Genomic DNA, 21354 nt, shown 5'->3' with positions numbered 1-21354 from the left:
TCCTATTTCATTGATAACTCTCTACTAGGAGTTGTCATTAGCATGCCTTCGTCGCTTCAGGTCGATGCATGCAACAGTGTGAGTATTAGCAGTGGAAAAGAATAAGTCAAGAAGATTTACAAAAAAAAATTAATATTTTTCAATTGGATATGCTATTTTTACGCACTGGATATTTTTTTTGAGCACCATGACGATTCTTTGGCTTTGTTTATAAAAAATGAAGCCTGTGCACGGCCTAAAAAAAAATGGAAATAGCGTGTACAGGATTACTAATATAGAGCATCTATGACAACTTGCAATCTTTTTCTAAAATTCAAGGACAGTGCAATTAATTAATTCTTTTGGCTTCCTTTGAGTCGACTTATTTTATTTTTTTATGAGTGTAATCACGACTCTTCGGTTTGCTGCCCGACCGACATCTGTATCATTTCTCGCTACAGGATACAATTCTCCGACCCAAGTCACATGAAGTATGTTTTTAGGTACACCAAGTTGTAGCAGATATTTTTCCACAATTCGTGCTCTATTTTCAGATACTGCGTTATTATACCCTTTGCGCCCATTAGCATCTGCATAACCAATAATTCTTAGTTCATTTATTTGAGCATCGGCCTCTACATAGCGTGCAATACGCCGCAATTGATCCTTATCCTTATCACTTAATTCGCTTCCATCTTCTTTATAATGGAACACACTCTCGCGTACTTGTTCATAATCAAAAGGTAACAAGCTTCCAATACATTCTTGATAGCGAGAATAGGGTTTTTGAAAACCCACAGGTGATAAAGCAACAAGGGTATTAAATCCTGTTTCGGCTCGATAACTGAAGTTAGGCTCATAGCCTTGTGAAAGAAACGTAAGCAGCTTTAAACTTGCATCCCGTTTTAGAAAGATGCCAAATTCCCCCGGTTTAACCATTAATTCCCCTGCTAGAACCGCAGGTCGATCTGGTTTCCAATTGGGCGATTTTATGATGATTTTAGCAGGTAAATACTGCTGTACTTCATTCCATGTTCGTATAATAAAATGGGGTGGTTGGGCTGCATACTGTTCAAAATAGGCAATACCAAAATTAGGGATAGTAAGGGATAACCCACAACGTATCGGGTTACGGCTGACCCGCCATCCCTTTGCCCCTAAAGGATTTGCAAACTGAATCTGCGTCATTGCATGTCCTGTATCTATTATAAGCACTGTGCTCAATGCAATACATGCTAGAAATTGTCCTTTTTGATCCACAAATGCCATCTTTTACTCATTCTCGTGACTTGTTTCATGTTATCCTTAATTATCGGCAAAAACGCAGGAATCTTTACTATGCAAACGCTAATAATTAATCGTCCGGATGATTGGCATGTCCATCTTAGAGATAATGAGATGCTAGAACACACTGTGGCTGATACGGCCCAGCATTTTGCTCGCGCATTAGTAATGCCAAATCTTAAGCCAGCTCTAACCTCATTGTCCTCCCTAAGTGAATACAGAACTAGAATTCTAAAAGCACTCCCTCAAGGGGCTACCTTTGAACCGTATATGACCTTTTATCTGAATGATTTCGTACGTCCTGAAGAATTAAAAGAAGCAGCGAAAACTTCTTATATTCTTGGTGCCAAACTGTACCCAGCAGGGGCAACGACCAATTCAGAGGCAGGTGCAAAGTCGTTAACTGATCTTTATCCCCTTTTTGAAGTGTTACAAAGTAGCAACCTGGTATTGCAAATTCATGGAGAAGTAACCCATAGTGACATTTTTGAACGTGAGTCCTTATTTATAGAGGAATATCTAAAGCCGATCGTACGAAATTTTCCCAAACTAAGAATAGTGCTTGAACACATATCAACGCGGGCTGCGGTCGAATATGTCACCGATGCCCCAGCAACAGTTGCAGCAACGATTACTCCACATCATTTATTATATAACCGTAATAAGTTGCTGGCTGGGGGGCTGAGACCCCATTATTATTGTTTACCTATTTTAAAGCATGAACACGATCAAAAAGCGTTACTAGGGGCCGCGTGTAGCGGTAATTCTAAGTTTTTTGCGGGAACGGATAGTGCTCCTCATATCGTCAGTACCAAAGAAAGTGCTTGTGGATGTGCAGGAATTTATTCTGCACCATTTGCTCTCGCTCTTTACACGCAGGTATTTGATGAAATGAACCAGTTAAAACAACTCAATCATTTTCTTAGTCGCTTTGGTGCCGAGTTCTATCAACTACCGATCAATCAACAACATATTGAATTAATTAAATCTCCTCAAACCATACCCGCTTATCTGCCTTTAGGCTCCAGCCAAGTTGTTCCCATCGCTGCAGGTGAAACCATTCCATGGAGTATTCATGCGCCCAAGCGATAGTGTATTTAATATGAATATAAAAGAACGATTTCGTGGTTTTTTGCCTATAGTGGTTGATGTAGAAACAGCCGGAGTAGATCCATGCAAGAATGCATTGTTAGAAATGTGTATCGTATTAGTTTCTATGGATGAACACGGAAATTTTCATCGTGGGGCAAGTCATTTTGAACATATTTTGCCTTTCCCAGGCGCTGAATTGGATCAAAAATCCTTAGAATTCAATCAAATAGATCCATACCAACCTCTACGTTTTGCGTTAGATGAGAAAACTGCTTTAGAAAATCTATTTAAACCTATTTTTGCTGCACTAAAAAAAACTCAATGCCAACGTGCTGTCTTGGTGGGGCATAATGCGTGGTTTGATTTGTTATTTATAAAGGAAGCCATCAAAAGAACGGGAGTTAAATCCCCCTTTCATGCGTTTACTTGTTTCGATACGGCCACATTAGGTGGATTTATGTATGGACAAACCGTCTTAGCCAAAGCAGCTCAAGCAGCAGGAATTCCTTTTGATGCTCAAGAAGCACATTCAGCTATTTATGATGCAGAAAAAACCGCCGATTTATTTTGCCGTATGGTCAACATCTGGAAAACCGCACAGCAAAATATTTAGTTAGGATAGGTGAACAATAATTTGTTTCACGATACTAGAGCGGGACATTTCATTTCCCGGGACGACTCTTGGTGTCTCCCGGGATCTTTTTTACAAGGAGTCGGAATGCTCTGATAAATAAGCAGCAACACCTTCTGTTGATGCCTTCATACCTGCTTTACCTTTTTCCCAACCTGCAGGACATACTTCACCATTTTCTTCAAAGTGCTGTACTGCATCTATGATTCTTAAAATTTCATCCATATTACGACCAATAGGCAAATCATTTACGATTTGTGAACGAACTACGCCATTGGTATCAATAATAAATGCTCCACGGAATGCAACGCCTGCTGCCGGATGTTCAACTCCATAGGATTGGCAAATGCTATGAGTCATGTCAGCAGCCATAACATAGCGCACTGAGCCAATACCACCCTTGTTAATTGGTGTATTTCTGTATGCATTGTGAGTGAAGTGTGAATCAATTGAAACGCTAACCACTTCAACATTACGGCTTTTGAACTCATCAATACGATGGTCTAAAGCAATCAACTCAGAAGGACATACGAAAGTAAAATCCAGAGGATAAAAAAACACGAGTCCATACTTACCTTTTAAATGCTCGTGCAAATTAAATTTATCCATAATCTCACCGTTAGGCATAACAGCCGCTACGGTAAAATCAGGAGCTTTTCGTCCCACTAATACACTCATTCTATGATCTCCATCATTGTCGTTATTATTATGGTATTAACTAATTATATTATGCAGCAATTGCATCACGCAGCATGGGCTCTAATTCACCTTGTTGAAATAATTCAGCAATGATATCAGAACCACCGATTAACTCACCCTTCACATAAAGTTGGGGGAAAGTAGGCCAATCAGCATATTGTGGCAATGTTTGGCGAATATCAGGATTAGCAAGAACATCTACATAGGCAAAATCTACACCGCAAGATTCGATACATTGTACTGCACGAGCAGAAAATCCACATTGTGGCATCTTCGGCGTGCCTTTCATATAAAGCAGAATGGCATTTTCCGCTATTTGCTTTTTAATTTTTTCTAAAGTATCCACGCACACACCTTATAATAAGTTAATTATTGCTCATTATCGCGAAAACCTATAAAACCCGCAACCAATAAATTTTTAGCTTAATAGATTAACAGATCTTAATTTAAATGCCAACTAATGCTCCATTTGCTCTAATAGTAAGCAACAAGCCCACAGTATACTCTGCTTATAAGCACTTCTACTGTTCAAAACTGAACTACTTTTTTTATATATTGTGGATAATCTTCATTGAATATCATACCCTTCCTGCTACACTTACTCGCACTGAATAAAAATAATAGGAGATTAGGATGACATTTACATTGCCTGAGTTACCATACGCCAAGAATGCGTTAGAACCTCACATTTCCAGTGAAACCTTAGAGTATCATTACGGCAAACATCACCAAACTTACGTGACCAATTTAAATAAATTAATCCCAGGTACCGAATTTGAATCCATGGATCTGGAAGAGATCATCAAAAAAGCAAAAGGGGGAGTATTCAATAATGCTGCCCAAGTTTGGAATCATACCTTTTACTGGCATTGCCTAAGCCCTAATGGTGGCGGTGAGCCTAAAGGCAAAATAGCCGAAGCAATTAACAAACATTTTGGCTCCTTCAGCGCATTTAAAGAAGAATTTACAAAAACCGCCATAGCTACTTTTGGTTCAGGCTGGGCGTGGCTTGTTCAAGATAATGCCGGTGCTTTAAAAATAATTAGTACAAGCAATGCAGGAACCCCAATGACTGAAGGTTTAACCGCTCTATTGACCTGTGATGTATGGGAACACGCCTATTATATTGATTACCGAAATGCACGCCCTGACTATGTCACTGCATTCTGGTCTTTAGTTAATTGGGATTTTGTAGCCAGTAATTTTAAATAAAAATCATTCTTTTTACCATGGATCCCTTCCCTCATATAGCATAGGGAAGAAAGTTATGTCTATAATGTGACCGCAACCTATCTCTCCCTTCTGGGGGAGATAATTTTGAGTGGAGATCCTTCAGTTTTTAAGGAAAACATTATGGCTTTAATTACGAGTTACAATCCTATGCCAATAACTTTCACCCATGGAGAAGGGATTTGGTTGTATGATGAGCAAGGCAAGGCCTACCTTGACGCTTTAAGTGGTATCGCGGTTTGTGGATTAGGCCATGCTCATCCTGATGTCACAAAAACCATACAGCAGCAAGCAGCTAAACTACTCCATACATCGAACACCTTTCACATCAAACAACAAGAATTACTTGCCGAAAAACTAACAACTATGGCAGGCATGGATCAGGTTTTTTTTGCTAATTCCGGTGCTGAAGCCAATGAGGCGGCCATTAAGTTAACCCGTCTTTTTGGCCATAAAAAAGGAATAGAAACACCCTCCATAATTGTGATGGAACGCGCGTTCCATGGCCGTACAATGGCAACTTTAACCGCATCAGGAAGCCGAAAAGTACAAGCAGGTTTTGAACCCTTGGTCCCCGGTTTCATTCGCGCTCCTTTTAATGATTTGGATGCCGTCCATACTATTGCAGCCAATAGAGAGGATGTGGTTGCGGTTATGCTTGAACCCATTCAGGGAGAAGGAGGGATTCATGCAGCAGAGGAAAGTTATCTTCGCTCTTTGGCCAAACTTTGCGAACAACATGATTGGATGCTTATATTGGATGAAATTCAAACCGGGAATGGTCGCACCGGCAAACTTTTTACCTGCATGCACTATGACATTCAACCTGATATTCTGACTACAGCAAAAGGTTTAGGTAATGGCCTTCCTATAAGTGCTTGTCTGATGAGTAAAAAAGCAAAAGATCTATTTAAACCAGGAAATCATGGCTCAACTTTTGGAGGCAATCCTCTTGCATGTGCTACTGCTTTAACGGTGTTAGAAGTTATAGAACGTGACAAAATTTGTGAGAAAGTTACCAAAAACAGTCCGCTGTTAATGGAAAAATTAATTAAAAATCTTGGTGAACATCCCGGCGTTAAAGGAATTCGTGGTAAGGGATATATGATAGGAATTGAACTGGACCGTCCGGCCGCTGACATGCGTTTACTCGGTCTAGAAAATGGCATACTTTTTAACATTACTGCGGATACTGTAGTACGACTTCTACCCCCACTGATCATTAATGAAGATGAGATAGATGAGTTAGTGAATCGATTAACTCTAACAATCAAACAATTTATTCAGAATTAACTACTCTTCATTTTTGTTTAGCCTGTATCCTACGAAATGATTGTTTCAGGTATACGGGCTGAGCTTCGGTATAATTAGTAATAGGATTGCAGAACAATGCAGGCGGGGTTATTCCAGATTGATTAGGCCTCTTGTTTCATAAGTTCAAAAAAATCAACTACCGTATCATAAATTTTTCTTATAATTTGATTCTTTGATTTTAAATTCAGACACGTATCTTCTTCCATATTCGTTGCCTGCAGTTTTTGACAAATCAAGTCAAACATATGGGCATCCATTTTCTCTAATTCAGGAAGCATGTGATTGATGCGTTCTAATAGAACATCCTTCTTATTTTTTCGTGATCCAAATAACCTGTTCTCCAATCGATCCATCAAATCATGGAGTTCATTTTCACGACCGCTACATGTAATGCGCATGAAGCCATCATGTTTTGACAACCCAAAATAGGATAAAGGGGTAATCATAAGATTGTCTTCAAATAATAGATAATAGGCTAGCTCTTCATCCGTCTTTACTACACCCGATCTTTGTAAAACGCGAGCAACATCTTTTGGCAAAGGCAGACCGAACATATCGCTAAAGTCAGCAAGAACATAAAAAGTAGCTTCTATCTGATATAAAGGATCGGGCATTGCCGCTCCCATGGCTTTTAACCGTTCAACCACATAATCGACCTTTTTCTTATAAAATGCAGCAATATTATTTTTTTCCTCAGCCCCAAAATTAGCCATAGTTTGTGCGTAAGCTGCTTGGGCTGAACGCGGCGCATGGATAAAGTAGCTTATGTTTTTATTGAGCATTTCATTCATCAAACTGGATTCGAATACTAAAAGAACCGCCATGCGTTCCCCAGCTGCAGACAAGGCCTTTGTTGCCGAACGTAAGATTATCACTCGTTCTTTAAGATCGGGGGCAATTTTTAAGAAGGAAGGCATCTCTGAAAAACTCATTTCAGTATAAGCTTCATCGAAAATGATGTACAAATCAGGATACTTTCGTAAAACCTCCGCAATTTTTTTTAACTCAATTGCATCAATAATGTTTCCGAGAGGATTGGATGGATTACAAATTAGGATGGCTTTGGGCCAGCCGTGATCCATTTCAGCAAGGGAATAAGCTTCCTTAATGCTTTCTTCTGTTGCTCGTGCGGTAAGTTTATATCCCGGCGCATCCATTACATGAATAGGATGCAAGCAATGCAATGGATTGTTGGAATAGGCACTGTAATAAGGGAAAGGGGTGATAATTCGATATCCCGGAACGTCTTCATAATGAGTATTAAAGGTTTCAAATAATACTCGTAAGGCACCAATACCTCCTACAGTAAATAATACGTTGTGCGGTTTAATTTCAGTCTCATACCAGCGGGACATAATGTCTGCCATTAATTCTCGTGGTCCGTAATCACCACGAGGATCCCCATAATCGATAGCAATATCTTCTTCAACCTGGTGAGGGTCTATTTTCCATTTATTGGTTAAATGGTCTAGTTTTTGCCAATATGAAAGATACGATGCAATCGTATGTGTATTAATAGGATAGGTAGGTTTTCCAAGACCTGCAAAGATTAATTTTTTTGTTTCGGATAAGCCTTGTGTCTGAATTTCGTCTCTTAAAGTATTAGCCCACAATGCCAACAGCATTACTTTTTCGATCTTATTTGCACAATGTCCATCAGGAGTGAGCATGAGATTACCGGATATTCAGTTTTGCACATTATAACAGAATGCAAATAAAACATGATATCGATTTTAAGAACAATCAATTCAATAAAAAACCTATATTAATAAAAAGTTAGAGATCTTTATCTATGCTATGCTTAAAAATAAGTGGACACTTATTTAATTTTTGTGTCAATAGAGGCGATTGACCAAGCCTTAAAATACAGGATAATTCATGTTTGTTAGGTTTGGGCACTCAAAATTACGCTGAATTAAATTTATATTTATCACGGAACAAAATGGCAAAAAAAGAAACTTCCAACACTGCTCACTTAATCGCTGATTTAAAAAAAACAGTTCATACCTTACAAAATAAAATTGAACATCTGGAAGTACAATATACCCAATTGAAAAATCTGCTTGATGCGGTACCTGGAGATGTCTACTGGAAAGACTTAAACGGTGTCTGGTCGGGTATGAATCAACGCTGTGTCCAAAGTCTTTATCATATGAAATTTATCCATAAATGCGATGAAAATGAAATTCTCGGCAAAACCGATTATGAAATTTTTGGTAAACAAACCGCCAACATCTATCGAGCAAATGATCTGGAAGTGATTGAAAAAAATGTTGAGTTGTCACGAGAAGAGAAAACTCTTTTGCCATCAGGCGAAGAGGTGATTTTACTTTCGACTAAAAGACCTTTGTTGAATAAATCAGGGAACATTATCGGCATTCTTGGCAATACCATTGACATTACTCACCTAAAAAAAATTGAATCAGAGCTCAAAAGAGCGAAAGAAAAAGCAGAAGCCGCGAATTATGCCAAAGACGAATTCATTCGCAATATGAGTCATGATATTCGTACACCTTTAAGTGGAATTATTGGGATCTCGAGCATTCTGGAACAAGAAGCTCAAAATACCCGCGAAAAAGAACATGCGCGTATGATCAACATTAGCGGAGAACAGCTCTTAGCGTTACTTAATGGGGTACTGGATATAATTGCTGCAGGTAGCCAGCAAGAAAATATCATTAAGGAATCCGTTTGTAATGTGCAGGATTTAATCCACAGTATTGCAGATCTTGAACGTCCAACCATCGCTTTGAAAAAATTGGATTTATTAATTAGTATTGACTGCAATACGCCCGAATGGATAACTACCGATACGGTAAAACTGCATCGAATTTTATTAAATCTTTTAGGAAATGCCGTTAAATTCACGGAAAAGGGTTTTATTGAAATTGGAGTGAGGCCGAAATTACATCATGGAAAAGCATTTCTTGAATTTTTTGTCAAAGATACGGGTCCGGGAATTAGACCTAAAGATAAGGACAAAATTTTCAAACGCTTTTATCGCGCAACCCCTTCATCGCAGGGCATTTATTCAGGGCATGGAGTAGGCTTACATATCGTGAAACGTTATACCCAACTTCTAAAAGGCAAGATAAGGGTCGACTCTACGCTTCACGTTGGAACCACCTTCACATTAACGGTTCCTGCTCAAAGCGCGAATAAACCGGTCGATGCTCAGGAGCCCACTTCGTTCACCTCCTTTGTAAATCGGACAGCTTCTAAAGAAATAAATCATTCTCCTCTAGTGCTAATTATTGAAGATAATGCTATTGCTTTAACTTTGATAGAAAATCTTTTACAACAAGCTGGCATCCGATTTTTCTCGGCCTCAACAGGTACCCAAGCATTAGAGCTATTTCAATCTCATACTTTTGATTGGGTATTAAGTGATATTGGTTTACCTGACACTAACGGAATAGAATTAACTAAAAAGCTGCGTCAGTATGAACAAAGCCATAACCATCCTCCCACCCCCATCATTGGTTTGACGGCCCATGCAATAGCTGATATTGAAAGTGAATGCCTAAATGTTGGGATGAACCAAGTAATCACGAAACCACTTCGCACTCATTTGCTACAGGAGCTATTAGTTCGATATAGCAATTCCAAATTTTCACCAGCTAATGGGACGATCACACCGCCAGAATCTAGTTTGCAATTTGATGAGTATCCTTTATTTGATCGTACTGAGGGTATTAACAATCTAGGTTCAGAAGAAGCACTCAAAAAAATACTGCACCTTCTTATCGAAGAAAATACCAAAGATTTAATTAAAACTGCTCAAGCTTGGAACAATCAAGATCTTGTTGAAATCAACAAGTTAACGCATAAAATGAAAAGTAGTGCACTTTATTGTGGTACCCTCCGCATGCGCCATACCTGTGAGATATTAGAAGAACACTTTCAAAAGAATCCGAAACTCTACCCTCCGACACTCTATGAGCAACTTCTTAAAGTTCACCAAGAAACGGTGAACGCTTTACAAAATTGGCTTAACCAATAACGAAGAGGGTATTCGGATAAAGCATCCATTCGAAGTGAATTAACCTAACTTAAGGATGCCTTAATACTGATCAATGTATACTTAAATGAATCAGAAATAATCCAAAGAATATTGATGACAGGCTATTTCCCACTTGGTAACTTGATCTATCCGTATTTATTCACTAATAAACCCTCTCGCTTAGGATACAGCTTTGAAAAGCGCGGTGACGTGGTTATTGTGCATAACTCGATACCAGTGAAATCACTTAACCATTTCTTGAATTATCTTGAAGAAAACAATTTAACCAACAAGCATGTTCTCTTTGGAGTTGAAGGTCAGGGAGCCACTGAACAGCATATTGTTACCATGCATCTTCCACCCAATGGAGTACCTAAAATCTATGATTCCAAGTACAGCAATCCCAAACGTTTTTTTGCGAGTAATCGCTCAAAAAATACTGTCATCGGGATCCTCGGAGCTGCATTTCATTCTTTAAACCCATGGGCAAGCAAAGAGCTTAATGTCGATTTAAACCATATAAGTTCTAAACGAATCCCTTCTGCAACTTATTACTCTTTGGGGACCCAATCTTTTTTTGATGGGATTACTTGCGGTTACCATACAGGCAGTCTCATCGAGATTTTAGCAGATAGGTTAAACAGCAATTTTGATCCTTCTCCCCAAAACCTATTAGACGCTCTAAAAAATCCAGTAACCGATGCAGCAGCAAAACTCCAGACTCAAAACGCCCCCAAAACTTTAGATATGTCAATTTTTTCCTTTTGGAAAAAGGCCTGGCAAGATACCTTCTTGCCTCTTATTGATACACAAGTAAGGGATAATTATCATTTTGGTCACTACTTTTTAGGCTGGCCATCTGATCCTAAAGGATCCAAACTCGCTTATTTTATCACCTTAAAATTCATTACTGCTCCGTTAACCAATTTACTCTCGTTTTTTACGGAGTTCCCACTTAATTTTCTGAGTGAAACATTTTCATTCTTAAAAAACATAACACTTTCTTGGGCTCCTACTAATTGGTTCACACAGAGCATCCGTAGTGCTTTATTGCTTGTTACGATGGGGCTGGAAGGTTTATTTAAAGGGGCTTATTATCTAACGCGCACCATAACCTCGCCCATAACGAGTTTTAAGGAAGCTCAAAGAGTCCATCCCGTTTTAGGATTTCTCAGCGCATTAGCTTCGGTATGTTTTATCGGTGCTGCGGTAGTTGCTCTCTCGTTTTTTGCTCCACCTATTTCGGCAGCACTAATGCCCTCTATGGGGCCAGGAGCACTTACCCTATTGAGTAATCTAGCTTATCCTTTTGTTCAACTTTTTTCTTTAATCAGTGTCTCCCTTCCCACTGCATCAGGGGCGATGCTTTCATTAATGACCCTCATCTCTTCTGTAGGTATTTTGCATCGGTTAGGAAGGCAAACTATTTACCCTGAAGAAAGTCAACCTGCGAAACACAATGAAATCACGATTAGCGTGGTTCCCCCCGTTGGTAGCAATGTAAGCACGCACCTAAAACGCACAGGAACCCCTTCTGTGAAGGATGAATGGGTTGATGTAGATCCAAACAATTCTTTTAACCCGAGAAATACAACAAGAGCGGTACAAAAAAATAACCCTTCCGTGGAGAATGAATGGGTTGATGTAGGTCAAACACTTTCTAATAAATAGAGGGGTCTATAACGACAGGATCGGCAAAAACTAACAATGACTTCAATCCTGATGATATTCAAGCTACTATAGTGGTCAATTGTCAATAAGAAACCATTTACTTATGAGTATACTGGAAACCCTAATCGCCGAAGTAGACAATGCGCTACGTACTTTATTTCCCCCAGCGCAGCGGATAAATACTCGTCCATCCCCAGCAGAATCATTTACTGACATCGATCTTTCTATTAAAGAAAAGAAACATGTAGCTGGTCTTATGCGTGTCAATCATGCAGGGGAGGTCTGTGCCCAGGCCCTGTATCAAGGCCAAGCCTTAACAGCACATTTAACCCATATTAAAAAACAAATGAGTGATGCAGCCGCTGAAGAAATAGATCATCTAGCTTGGTGTGAAGAACGATTGGCTGAGCTCGGTTCAAAACCAAGTTTATTAAATCCTTTCTGGTATGCTGGCTCAATTTTATTAGGAGCATTTGCTGGTTTTGCTGGAGATAAAGTAAGTTTAGGTTTTGTTGCCGAAACGGAGCGCCAAGTTTCAGATCATTTAAGATGTCATTTACAAAAATTACCCCCAAAAGATAAAAAATCACATGCGATTCTCGTTAAAATGAAAGAAGACGAAGAACAACATGCAGCTACAGCGTTGAACGCTGGAGCAATTGAACTCCCTTACATGGTTAAACAATTAATGCGTGTAGTATCTAAATTAATGACTAAAAGTAGTTACTATGTTTAGCAGCCTGAGGAAACAGAGCAAATACGAACCTAAGGATTGAATGGAGTAGAATAAGATTGCAAAACCTGAGTTTCATCCAAAGCAGAGCGTAGAGATTTCGCATTGCTCACCCAAGATAAACTATTCTAGGTAGGCTGTGTTTTCGTTAGGTTATCAAGCTATGGCACAAGGAGCTATTGCTATGGACACAGCTATTTTATTTACACTTTTTGTTATTTTAGTTGCTTATATCTTTGACTTTATCAACGGGTTTCATGATGCCGCAAACTCTATAGCTACTATTGTGACCACGAAGGTTCTCTCCCCCAAGCAAGCAGTCATATGGGCCGCTTTTTTTAATTTCATCTCATTTTTAGTTTTTAATCTCACGGTAGCAAAAACTATAGGCAGTGGCTTGATTGAGTCTGATTTTGTTGATACTCATTTTATTTTAGCCGCATTGATTGGCGCCATCTTCTGGAATTTGGTTACTTGGTTTTATGGACTTCCATCCAGCTCATCCCATGCGCTTATTGGGGGGCTGGCGGGCGCCGCTATTGCTAAGGGAGGATTTTCCTCACTTAAAATGTCAGGGTTTGCTAAAGTGATTGGAGGGATTTTTATATCACCCGCGCTTGGTTTAATTATTGCATTGGTTATTACTTATTTTTTTGCTAAATTTCTGCACAATAAAAAAGATACTAAATTTAAATTATTTAAAGGGTTCCAATTGTGCTCCTCCGCATTACTAAGTCTTACCCATGGGAGCAATGATGGACAGAAGACGATGGGCATTATTTCCATAATACTGTTTTCCTCGGCATGGATTGAAGGTCCTTTTTATGTCCCATTTTGGGTAGTTATTTCATGTCAGGCTGCAATTAGTCTTGGAACTTTGGCTGGAGGGTGGCGGATTGTGCGGACAATGGGAACTCAAATCACAAAGTTGGATCCCATGAAGGGTTGTGCTGCTGAAACCGGAGCAGCTGTTTCACTTTTTATTGCGACTCAATGTGGCATTCCAGTATCCACTACCTATACCGTAACAGGGGCAATTACTGGTGTTGGGTTAATTAACGGAGTTGGTGGAGCACATTGGCGTGTTATTAAAAGAATTTTCTTTTCTTGGCTCATTACCCTACCAGCAGCTGCAATAATTTCAGCTGCATTGGTATTAAGTCATATCTAAGAGGAGTCATAAACATCTCATCATAGTAATCACCGTTAACTATCTTGCAAGATCCATTTCTAATCAATTAATTCGGCTTCGATTGAACTTCTTCTACCTCATCATGACGCTCTTGTTGGACATCATATTTTTTCCTTTGCTCTTCAAAAAAGTTAGGACCTTGGCTTAATGAATTCTCTATTTGTTGCATGATTAATTGGGGTTCAAAAGTCAAACTCCACAAACTCTGAGGAACTTCTTCTAATATTTTTTTTAACTCTCTGCAATCTTCTTCTGCAACAAAAGCAATTTCAACCCCATCATTAACAAGTTCTGTAACAATTGCTTTTGTGTTGTATAAGGCATGTTCCAGGTTATTAATAGGGAGCGAGTCACCACGAGCAAGTTCTTGTAATGCATTTACATTGAAACCATAAGCACCCGGATAACCGTGCAAATAAGATGCATATTCAGGTTCTAATCTTATAATTGATCCATTTGTGTTTTTATTTGTCTTTATTCGGTCTTTTATTTCTATAGATGATTCCATAACACCCCCATTTCTGTTTATTTAATGATCTGCGGGGCCATTATAAAGTAATTTGTATTATTTTTTAGTCTCTTACGGTAAGGAATTAAATTTATTTATAACATAGAAGAAAAATATTGTTGCTCCTATTAGAAATTGAGCAAAAAGCAGACCCCAACTCGCAAAACATGCTTTTAAATTATTTTTTTGCTAAAGCACTATTTGAATAACTAAAGACAAAATAAACCACTAGCCCAATAGCCATCCAAATAATAAAACGGATTATCGTCATCAGAGGTAAATGAATAATTAAATAAAAACAACTAAGCATCCCCAAAATAGGAACGTAGGGCATCCCAGGAGTTTTAAACGGTCTAGGCATGCTGGGTTGTTTATAATGTAAATAGAGAACACCGGCGCAAACAATAAAAAAAGCAAACAGGGTGCCGACATTAACCAACTCGGCCAAAACATGTATTGGGGAAAAGGCGGCAAGTAAAGACATTAACACTCCGCAGAGAAAAATAACGCGTATGGGTGTATGAGTGTATTTGTTTGTTTGTGAAAAAATCTTGGGTAATAGACCATCGCGAGTCATGGCTAGCATAACCCGGGTTAGACCATAAAATAATACTAACATTACGGTAGTCAATCCCGCTATTGCACCCACACTGATAAAGCTAGCTACTGTTTTATAACCTAAAACCAATAAAGCATGGCTAATGGGCGATGCAACATTGAGGGTGCTGTAGTGAGCTATACCCGTCAATAACCCTGCAACAATAATATATAAAATCGTACAAATAAATAGTGACCCTATGATACCGATAGGTAAATCGCGTTGTGGATTTATCGCCTCTTCTGCCGCTGTAGATACGGCATCAAATCCAATATAAGCAAAAAATATTAATGAAGCCCCTTTAATTACTCCTCCCCATCCAAAAGGCAAAAAGGGGGACCAATTAGGCGGATAAACCTCCCTTGAAGCAATCACAATAAAAAGTAAAATCACGACAAGTTTGATCATCACCATAATATTATTAACTCGGGAACTTGATTTGACCCCCCAAATTAATAATCCGGTTAAAAATGCAATAATGACAAACGCCAATAAATTAAAGCTCCCCCCCTCTATGGGCCCATGCAAAAGCATTTTAGGAAGATTTATTTTTAGTACCATGAGAAAATCATTGGCATAACCGCTCCATCCTACCGACACTGCCGAAACAGAAATGGCATACTCCAATAGCAAGTCCCAACCTACAATCCATGCAATTAACTCTCCAAAACCCGCATAAGCATAGCCATAAGCACTGCCACATCCGCCAATTGAGGCCGCCAATTCCGCATAAGATAAAGCAGCAAAGACACAAGCAAATCCAGCCAATATATAAGAAAATATCACTGCAGGACCCGCGTCGGATGCCGCTACCACCCCTGTCAAAATAAAAATACCTGCACCTATAATGGCCCCAATACCTAAGAAAGTCAGATCAAAAGCAGTAAGACATTTAACAAGATGGGATTCACCATCAAAGGATTCATTAATTTCTTTTTTACGAAACAAGTCCATGGTATGCTCACGATTTTGAAACGTCATAGTTCTATTTATTTATAAGCAAGAACGCTGCCAAAATGGGAAAAGTTAGCATATAAATTATGTTTGTTGTTTAGATCCCGCATAGGTTTTAAATTAAATGAAAAAAACAACCTTACGAAAGATCGCTACTGGTCTATTGATATTATTTTCTTTAAATACTTACAGTAACAGATCCTCTGTAATTTCATCTACCCCAAAAGCTAACCAAACGCAAGTATCAAGCAGTAATGGAACCGTGCAGAATAATGGAAAGAAAAAAGACCTCTTAACGTTTAGCACCGAAGAACCCAAGGGTTGTAAATATTGGCTTCCTATATTTAAGCCTCTTTGTTATCGGCTTCACCAAACATGGACTGAAGGCAACACAGAACTTTATTTCTCAGGTTATGCGTGGCATAACCGCTTTACCTATCCTGCTGAACTATTGCAAGAAAAAAAATACAACGAATTAGCTTGGGGCGGGGGATTGGGTAAAGGTTTTTTTGATGAAAAAGGAAATTGGCACGGTCTTTATGCAATTGCTTTCCTTGAGTCTCATCGTAAGATTGAACCTACTGTAGGGTATGCCTATTTGAAAGTTGCTCAATTGACCCAAAATTTTAAAGCCGGATTGGGAGTTTCCGTATTAGTTACCTCACGTCCTGATATTTTACACAGCATTCCTTTCCCTGGAGCAGTCCCATGGGCGGGTTTATTTTATAAAAAACTCTCTTTAAAAGCCGCTTATATACCGGGTTCCTCAACTAATGGAAATGTGCTCTATCTTGTAGGAGCATACACCTTTGATAAGTAGGTAGCTAAATTGGTTGAAGTCTTCATAGTCCCTAGTCAAACATCTTGAGAAACACAGATTAGCGGGAATAACTGTTTTTCTTAAGAGAATGTGTTATGTTTTATAAAACTCTATTAGTCTATGTTTTTAAAATGAAATCTTTTATTGAACAAGCACAATTTTATGCCGGCTATCATCAAAATATTCAAACACGTTATACGCATATGGCGGGTGTACCGCTCATTATTTTATCGGTGATGATTCTGTTTGGTTTCGTAAAAATTATCGTCCCCGGGATCTTTGCAACTAATTTTGCCTGTTTAATGACCTTAATCAGCTTAATTTATTACTATCGTTTAAATTGGCAACTCGCGTTAGCACTTACTCCAATTATGCTTATCTTATTATTGATTGCAAATTGGTTCAGTCAAGATGGTCCGACCCCATTAGGTCTTTGGTCCTTTGTCATCTTTTTTATCGTAGGCTGGGGATTACAATTCTATGGTCATTATCTCGAAGGCAAAAGACCAGCATTCATGGATAATTTGAGTCAATCACTCATCGCGCCCTTATTTCTGGTTGCAGAGCTCTTTTTCATGGCTGGATTCATGCAGTCTTTGAGGGAGCAAATATATGGTATGGAAAGGAATACCCTGTAATTCGTTCGCTATTACTCCTACTCATCAGCATAGATTGTTTTGCTTTCCAAATGAATTTTACGAAAAAACTGATGAATCAAAGGTGAAAGGATGATTACCATAATTGCAATAAATGCCAGTCCGCTAAATAATGCATAACACCCTGCGAAGATTTTTCCAGGGTCCGTTACCAAATTGGATGCTGGTCCCATCCCGGAAAGAATCATGGACGCGTTCATGAATGCATCAATCCAAGACATATTCTCCAAATAATGATATCCCCACATTCCTATAAAAAGCGCCAGTAAAGTGATTAAAAGCCCAAAAAAAGCATTACGAACCATATGTTGGTAGACATTAGCAGGGGCTAATAATCTTCTCCTTCTTCCCTTTTGCTTTTCCATTTTTACTCTCTGTAAATGAATCGGTGTCAAATACTCGCAAATTGCGGCATCATTAGCTTATAACAATGATGAATTTTTTGGTTTCGCTTAAAATCTTGATCAATAGTCTGCGCACTAATATCCTGTACTGAATATTTTTCTTTAAGTTGGGCGTCCAATTTAAATTGCCGCAAATTGGTAGAAAAATATAAAATACCATCGGGATTGAGTAAACGCATAGCAGAATTTATTAAAGAAACATGATCCCGTTGAATATCCAAGGTGTCCGTCATCCGCTTGGAGTTAGAAAAACTTGGCGGATCTAAAAAAATCACATCAAATCGATCGCGAGTACCTCTCAACCATTCTCGACAATCATCTTGCACAAACTGATGTCTCGATAAATCAAGATGATTTAATTTGAAATTTTCTTCAGCCCAACGCAAATAAGTATTGGACAGATCAACATTAATAGTCTGGGCTCCAGCTAAGGCCGCATGAACACTGGCAGTGGCCGTATAACAAAAACAGTTAAGAAAGCGTGTTCCTGGTTTTAATTTCCCAAAACTCAAGCGCATTAAGCGATGGTCCAAAAATAAACCCGTGTCCAGGTAATCATACAAATTAACTTTAAATTTTGCCGGACCTTCTGTGACCACCATGGTGGTTCTACTTTGTCCCAGTTTTTGATATTGTTCGCTGCCTTTTTGTGGTTTACGTTGTTTTACAACGATTTTATCGGGTTCAATTTCTAATACTTTTGGAGTAACCTGCAATACTTCTAAACTTCGCTTTTCTGCTTTATGGGGCGGAACACTTGCCGGAGCAGCATATTCCTGAAGAACTGCATAATCGTTATAAATATCGATGGCATAGGCATATTCAGGTAAATCCGCATCATATACTCGATAACACGAAATTTGGTGTTTCTTGGCCCATTTTTGTAAATGACGATAATTCTTTTCCAGGCGATTAAATAACATCTGTGCGCTTTCAGATAGGTTATTACTCATCATGCCTTTAAGCTCATTAGTCACATGAATATCCAAGCAATAAAGCTTACACTCCAAAGCGCCGTTATATATGGTGTATTGTTTGCTCGCCCGTAATCCTAATGCTTTACCTAAAACAGGGTTAGAGGTCAAAACTGCTGCCTTCCAACCTTGATAATGCGCATGCAAAATCTTACCAAGCTGCTGGTAGAGAGGAACTAAATGGGTCGCATCACTAAGCCTTTCACCATAGGGAGGATTGCATATGACCAATCCTTTTGTTGTGGGAGCATCCATTTCTTTCAATGCTTGGTGTTTAAAATTAACCAAGGGAGCAACACCTGCGTGTTCCGCATTTGCACGAGCTACAGCAATTATTTTGTGATCTGCATCCGTTCCTAATAAAGTTACAGGCAGCGGTTTAACTTGTTGTAAGGCCTCTACCCGCAATTTTTCCCATAGTGAGGATTGATGTTGCGCCCAATATTGTAACGACTGATCCTGACGTAATAAACCTGGAGCAATGTGCGCGGCCATCATCGCCGCCTCAATCACTAGGGTTCCTGCACCACAAAAAGGATCATGCAAAGCATAACCTTTAGCCGCTAATTCTGGCCATTTAGCCCGCATTAGCAATGCGGCGGCGACATTTTCCTTTATAGGGGCTGCGCCTGCCTTATGACGATATCCTCTCTGATGTAAACTATATCCTGTGAGATCAAAGCTCACAGTGACCACATCGTTTTTCAAATAGGCATGAATAAGAATTTGTGGCTTTTCTTTGTCTACTGTAGGTCGTGAATGGTCTAATCTACGGAAATGATCTACGATCCCATCTTTAACTACTTGGGCCCCAAACATAGTATTGCGAATGCGTTCGGATGCTCCGTGGAATTCTATCGCAATTGTTTTATCATGCGAAAAAACGGTCTGCCAATGAAACTCGGTACACAGTTGATGTATTGCCTGCTCATTACTTGCGTACCCACTAAAAAGAATTAATTGCACACGATTAGCTATTCTTGACCAGAGACATAACTTATATACCGTCAATAAATTGGCCTCTCCGTAAACGCCCTGTGGGCTGACTCGCGTAACCGCTAGACCTAATGACTTTAATTCTTCTTCTAATAGATATTCAAGTCCCCGCGGACAGCTTACGAATAAAGAATATTTCATTCTATGATAGACCTCAAATAGCGGAAAAGTGCTTTGGCAGCGCCTGTATTTTTTTCTTTTTGCTGATCATCAACTGCTTTCTTAATTAATTGCCTTAAATGTTGAACATCTTCTGGATGGTAGGCTTCAATGAACGCGGTTAATGCTTCTTTACCTTCATTGATCAAACGCTCACGCCAATGCTCAACTTCATGAAAGGAGGCAGTTACCGCACTTTCTTCTTCAAGTAAACGCTCATAAGCGGCTAAAATTTCTTCATGATCGGCAGCTCTCATTAATTTTCCGATTAGTTGGGCTTGTCTTCGTTTGGCCCCATGACTTTTAATTGCTTTGGCGTCGATAATTGCTTTGTACAAATTTTCAGGAAGGGGAAGCAACTCAAGTTTGGATAAACTCAAGTCGATTAGTTGTACACCCATTTTCTGCAAAAAATCGGCGTCTCGTTTTTTCTGTGATTTACTGACTGGTTCATCCATAGGGCATTCTTTTCTTTTTAAAAATTAGCTAATCATACTATACTTCACACGCCCACAAAATGAGCGTGTGAAGTATAACTATTATTCTGCTGTTACAAGGGAAGCTGGTGTTGAGGTTTGTACGTAATTTTTGCTGGGTCTGGAACGTAAAAACGAACGTCCTACAGCAAAGAAATTATAAATCAAAATGAACAATAAAAGGAGATGCAACCAGGTAATAGTTAACTGCATAAAAATAGGGATCGTAATAAAGACGCCTAGACAACCTGAAAGACTTAAAATCAGGGTTTTCTTTAAAGGAATTTTATCGTGTTTTAAGAACACTAAAGTAGTTAATGGTTGCTGCATGGCTCCCGCTGTAGTCATAATTGGGAATGCAACTACAGGCGAAATATTCATTAAAAACAGTACACCTTGTACCATTACAAACAAACCAATTCCCACCGAAGTTAATGCACCACAAACCACCATTGCCAGAAAGCCTATAACCAATTTCCATGAATGCAATTCAGTTAATTCACCACCCACAGGTAATAAACGGAATTGATGAGAGATTAACAGTAGGATAATTAAAGCAAAACAACAAACCATCGCCAAACGAATCGCTTGCTTGCTTAAGTGACTGACTACAAAACCACCAAGTAAGCCACCCACACAGGTACCCATAACTAAAGTTAGAAGGGTAGTTAAGTCAACATCAATCAAACCCATAAAAAACAATGATTCGATTGTCCCGGGAATAACTTGGGCGCCATTATTTACAGCAGGCATTTCATCATCACGAAACGTGCCCGTCAATTTTGCCAAGGCCACATTCACAGCAAAGCTGCCCACGCCTAAAGTGTCTGCGATAAAAGCGATGACTCCGCTTATACTTAATTTTAAATATTGCATCAATGATATAGGCTCAGCAGGTTGGCGAGAAAGTTTGTACACCATCACGACAACGCAAAGCAAGCTTAATATCAGGATGCTTAAAGTAATAAAAAAGATGACCAT

At 39.0% G+C, this 21354-nt stretch carries 20 protein-coding genes; 10 read left to right on the top strand and 10 right to left on the bottom strand.

What is annotated here, in order from left to right; translation table 11 throughout:
- Positions 1–366: 366 nt before the first annotated feature.
- Positions 367–1248 (bottom strand): flagellar protein MotY, encoded by an 882-nt coding sequence (locus tag ACWTE2_RS24885; protein ID WP_454784862.1) that lies wholly within the window; start codon positions 1246–1248, stop codon positions 367–369.
- A gap of 69 nt (positions 1249–1317) precedes the next feature.
- On the opposite strand from ACWTE2_RS24885, the gene pyrC reads away from it, so the two are divergent.
- Together pyrC and rnt are read left to right on the top strand one after the other, a co-directional pair.
- Positions 1318–2355 carry a dihydroorotase gene (gene pyrC / locus ACWTE2_RS24880; RefSeq protein ID WP_182392163.1) on the top strand — a complete coding sequence of 346 codons (1038 nt, stop codon included), beginning with the start codon at positions 1318–1320 and terminating at the stop codon, positions 2353–2355.
- The gene (gene rnt / locus ACWTE2_RS24875) at positions 2339–2968 is read left to right on the top strand and encodes a ribonuclease T (protein WP_182392162.1); all 630 of its coding nucleotides are present in this window, start codon (positions 2339–2341) and stop codon (positions 2966–2968) included. The genes pyrC and rnt overlap by 17 nt, the downstream gene beginning before the upstream one ends.
- A gap of 90 nt (positions 2969–3058) precedes the next feature.
- On the opposite strand, the gene ACWTE2_RS24870 is transcribed toward rnt, so the two are convergent.
- Positions 3059–3664, bottom strand: a complete 606-nt coding sequence (locus ACWTE2_RS24870; protein WP_454784861.1) for a peroxiredoxin — start codon at positions 3662–3664, stop codon at positions 3059–3061.
- Between the two features lie 49 nt (positions 3665–3713).
- Complete coding sequence (gene grxD, locus ACWTE2_RS24865) at positions 3714–4031, bottom strand: Grx4 family monothiol glutaredoxin (protein WP_182392160.1); 318 nt, start codon at positions 4029–4031, stop codon at positions 3714–3716.
- A gap of 287 nt (positions 4032–4318) precedes the next feature.
- On the opposite strand from grxD, the gene sodB reads away from it, so the two are divergent.
- Together sodB and ACWTE2_RS24855 are read left to right on the top strand one after the other, a co-directional pair.
- Positions 4319–4897 (top strand): superoxide dismutase [Fe], encoded by a 579-nt coding sequence (gene sodB / locus ACWTE2_RS24860; protein ID WP_454784860.1) that lies wholly within the window; start codon positions 4319–4321, stop codon positions 4895–4897.
- A gap of 141 nt (positions 4898–5038) precedes the next feature.
- The gene (locus ACWTE2_RS24855; protein WP_182392158.1) at positions 5039–6208 is read left to right on the top strand and encodes an aspartate aminotransferase family protein; all 1170 of its coding nucleotides are present in this window, start codon (positions 5039–5041) and stop codon (positions 6206–6208) included.
- 122 nt (positions 6209–6330) lie between these two features.
- Here the strand turns inward: ACWTE2_RS24855 and ACWTE2_RS24850 are convergent, their stop codons facing one another.
- Complete coding sequence (locus ACWTE2_RS24850; RefSeq protein ID WP_454784859.1) at positions 6331–7899, bottom strand: pyridoxal phosphate-dependent aminotransferase; 1569 nt, start codon at positions 7897–7899, stop codon at positions 6331–6333.
- A gap of 272 nt (positions 7900–8171) precedes the next feature.
- On the opposite strand from ACWTE2_RS24850, the gene ACWTE2_RS24845 reads away from it, so the two are divergent.
- From ACWTE2_RS24845 to ACWTE2_RS24830, 4 genes are all read left to right on the top strand, one after another.
- Positions 8172–10232 (top strand): ATP-binding protein, encoded by a 2061-nt coding sequence (locus tag ACWTE2_RS24845; RefSeq protein WP_454784858.1) that lies wholly within the window; start codon positions 8172–8174, stop codon positions 10230–10232.
- Positions 10233–10346: 114 nt separating this feature from the next.
- Positions 10347–11903: a hypothetical protein gene (locus ACWTE2_RS24840; protein WP_454784857.1), complete on the top strand. Its 1557-nt coding sequence runs from the start codon at positions 10347–10349 to the stop codon at positions 11901–11903.
- Positions 11904–12006: 103 nt separating this feature from the next.
- The gene (gene coq7, locus ACWTE2_RS24835) at positions 12007–12639 is read left to right on the top strand and encodes a 2-polyprenyl-3-methyl-6-methoxy-1,4-benzoquinone monooxygenase (protein WP_454784856.1); all 633 of its coding nucleotides are present in this window, start codon (positions 12007–12009) and stop codon (positions 12637–12639) included.
- 181 nt (positions 12640–12820) lie between these two features.
- Positions 12821–13807, top strand: a complete 987-nt coding sequence (locus ACWTE2_RS24830) for an inorganic phosphate transporter (RefSeq protein ID WP_454784855.1) — start codon at positions 12821–12823, stop codon at positions 13805–13807.
- A gap of 67 nt (positions 13808–13874) precedes the next feature.
- On the opposite strand, the gene ACWTE2_RS24825 is transcribed toward ACWTE2_RS24830, so the two are convergent.
- On the bottom strand, positions 13875–14336 hold the full coding sequence (locus ACWTE2_RS24825; protein WP_454784854.1) for a hypothetical protein: 462 nt from the start codon (positions 14334–14336) through the stop codon (positions 13875–13877).
- Between the two features lie 178 nt (positions 14337–14514).
- Positions 14515–15888 (bottom strand): amino acid permease, encoded by a 1374-nt coding sequence (locus ACWTE2_RS24820; RefSeq protein ID WP_454784853.1) that lies wholly within the window; start codon positions 15886–15888, stop codon positions 14515–14517.
- A 124-nt stretch (positions 15889–16012) separates the two neighbouring features.
- Between ACWTE2_RS24820 and pagP the strand changes: the two genes are divergently transcribed.
- Positions 16013–16708: a lipid IV(A) palmitoyltransferase PagP gene (gene pagP, locus ACWTE2_RS24815; RefSeq protein ID WP_454784852.1), complete on the top strand. Its 696-nt coding sequence runs from the start codon at positions 16013–16015 to the stop codon at positions 16706–16708.
- A 131-nt stretch (positions 16709–16839) separates the two neighbouring features.
- A complete protein-coding gene (locus ACWTE2_RS24810; RefSeq protein WP_454785024.1) occupies positions 16840–17346 on the top strand; it encodes an Mpo1 family 2-hydroxy fatty acid dioxygenase in 507 nt (168 codons plus the stop codon).
- Positions 17347–17363: 17 nt separating this feature from the next.
- On the opposite strand, the gene ACWTE2_RS24805 is transcribed toward ACWTE2_RS24810, so the two are convergent.
- The 4 genes from ACWTE2_RS24805 to ACWTE2_RS24790 all read right to left on the bottom strand — a co-directional run bounded on the left by ACWTE2_RS24805 (position 17364) and on the right by ACWTE2_RS24790 (position 21354).
- Complete coding sequence (locus ACWTE2_RS24805; RefSeq protein WP_454784851.1) at positions 17364–17729, bottom strand: hypothetical protein; 366 nt, start codon at positions 17727–17729, stop codon at positions 17364–17366.
- 26 nt (positions 17730–17755) lie between these two features.
- The gene (gene rlmKL / locus ACWTE2_RS24800) at positions 17756–19879 is read right to left on the bottom strand and encodes a bifunctional 23S rRNA (guanine(2069)-N(7))-methyltransferase RlmK/23S rRNA (guanine(2445)-N(2))-methyltransferase RlmL (protein WP_454784850.1); all 2124 of its coding nucleotides are present in this window, start codon (positions 19877–19879) and stop codon (positions 17756–17758) included.
- Positions 19876–20355 carry a ribosome biogenesis factor YjgA gene (gene yjgA / locus ACWTE2_RS24795; RefSeq protein WP_182392146.1) on the bottom strand — a complete coding sequence of 160 codons (480 nt, stop codon included), beginning with the start codon at positions 20353–20355 and terminating at the stop codon, positions 19876–19878. The genes rlmKL and yjgA overlap by 4 nt, the downstream gene beginning before the upstream one ends.
- Positions 20356–20436: 81 nt before the next feature.
- On the bottom strand, positions 20437–21354 hold the full coding sequence (locus ACWTE2_RS24790; protein ID WP_454784849.1) for a sulfite exporter TauE/SafE family protein: 918 nt from the start codon (positions 21352–21354) through the stop codon (positions 20437–20439).

The sequence above is a fragment of the Legionella nigrisilvae genome, from assembly GCF_977063395.2.
The sequence above is the reverse complement of the archived record's forward strand: the minus strand, read 5'-3'. Positions and strand labels throughout refer to the sequence as shown.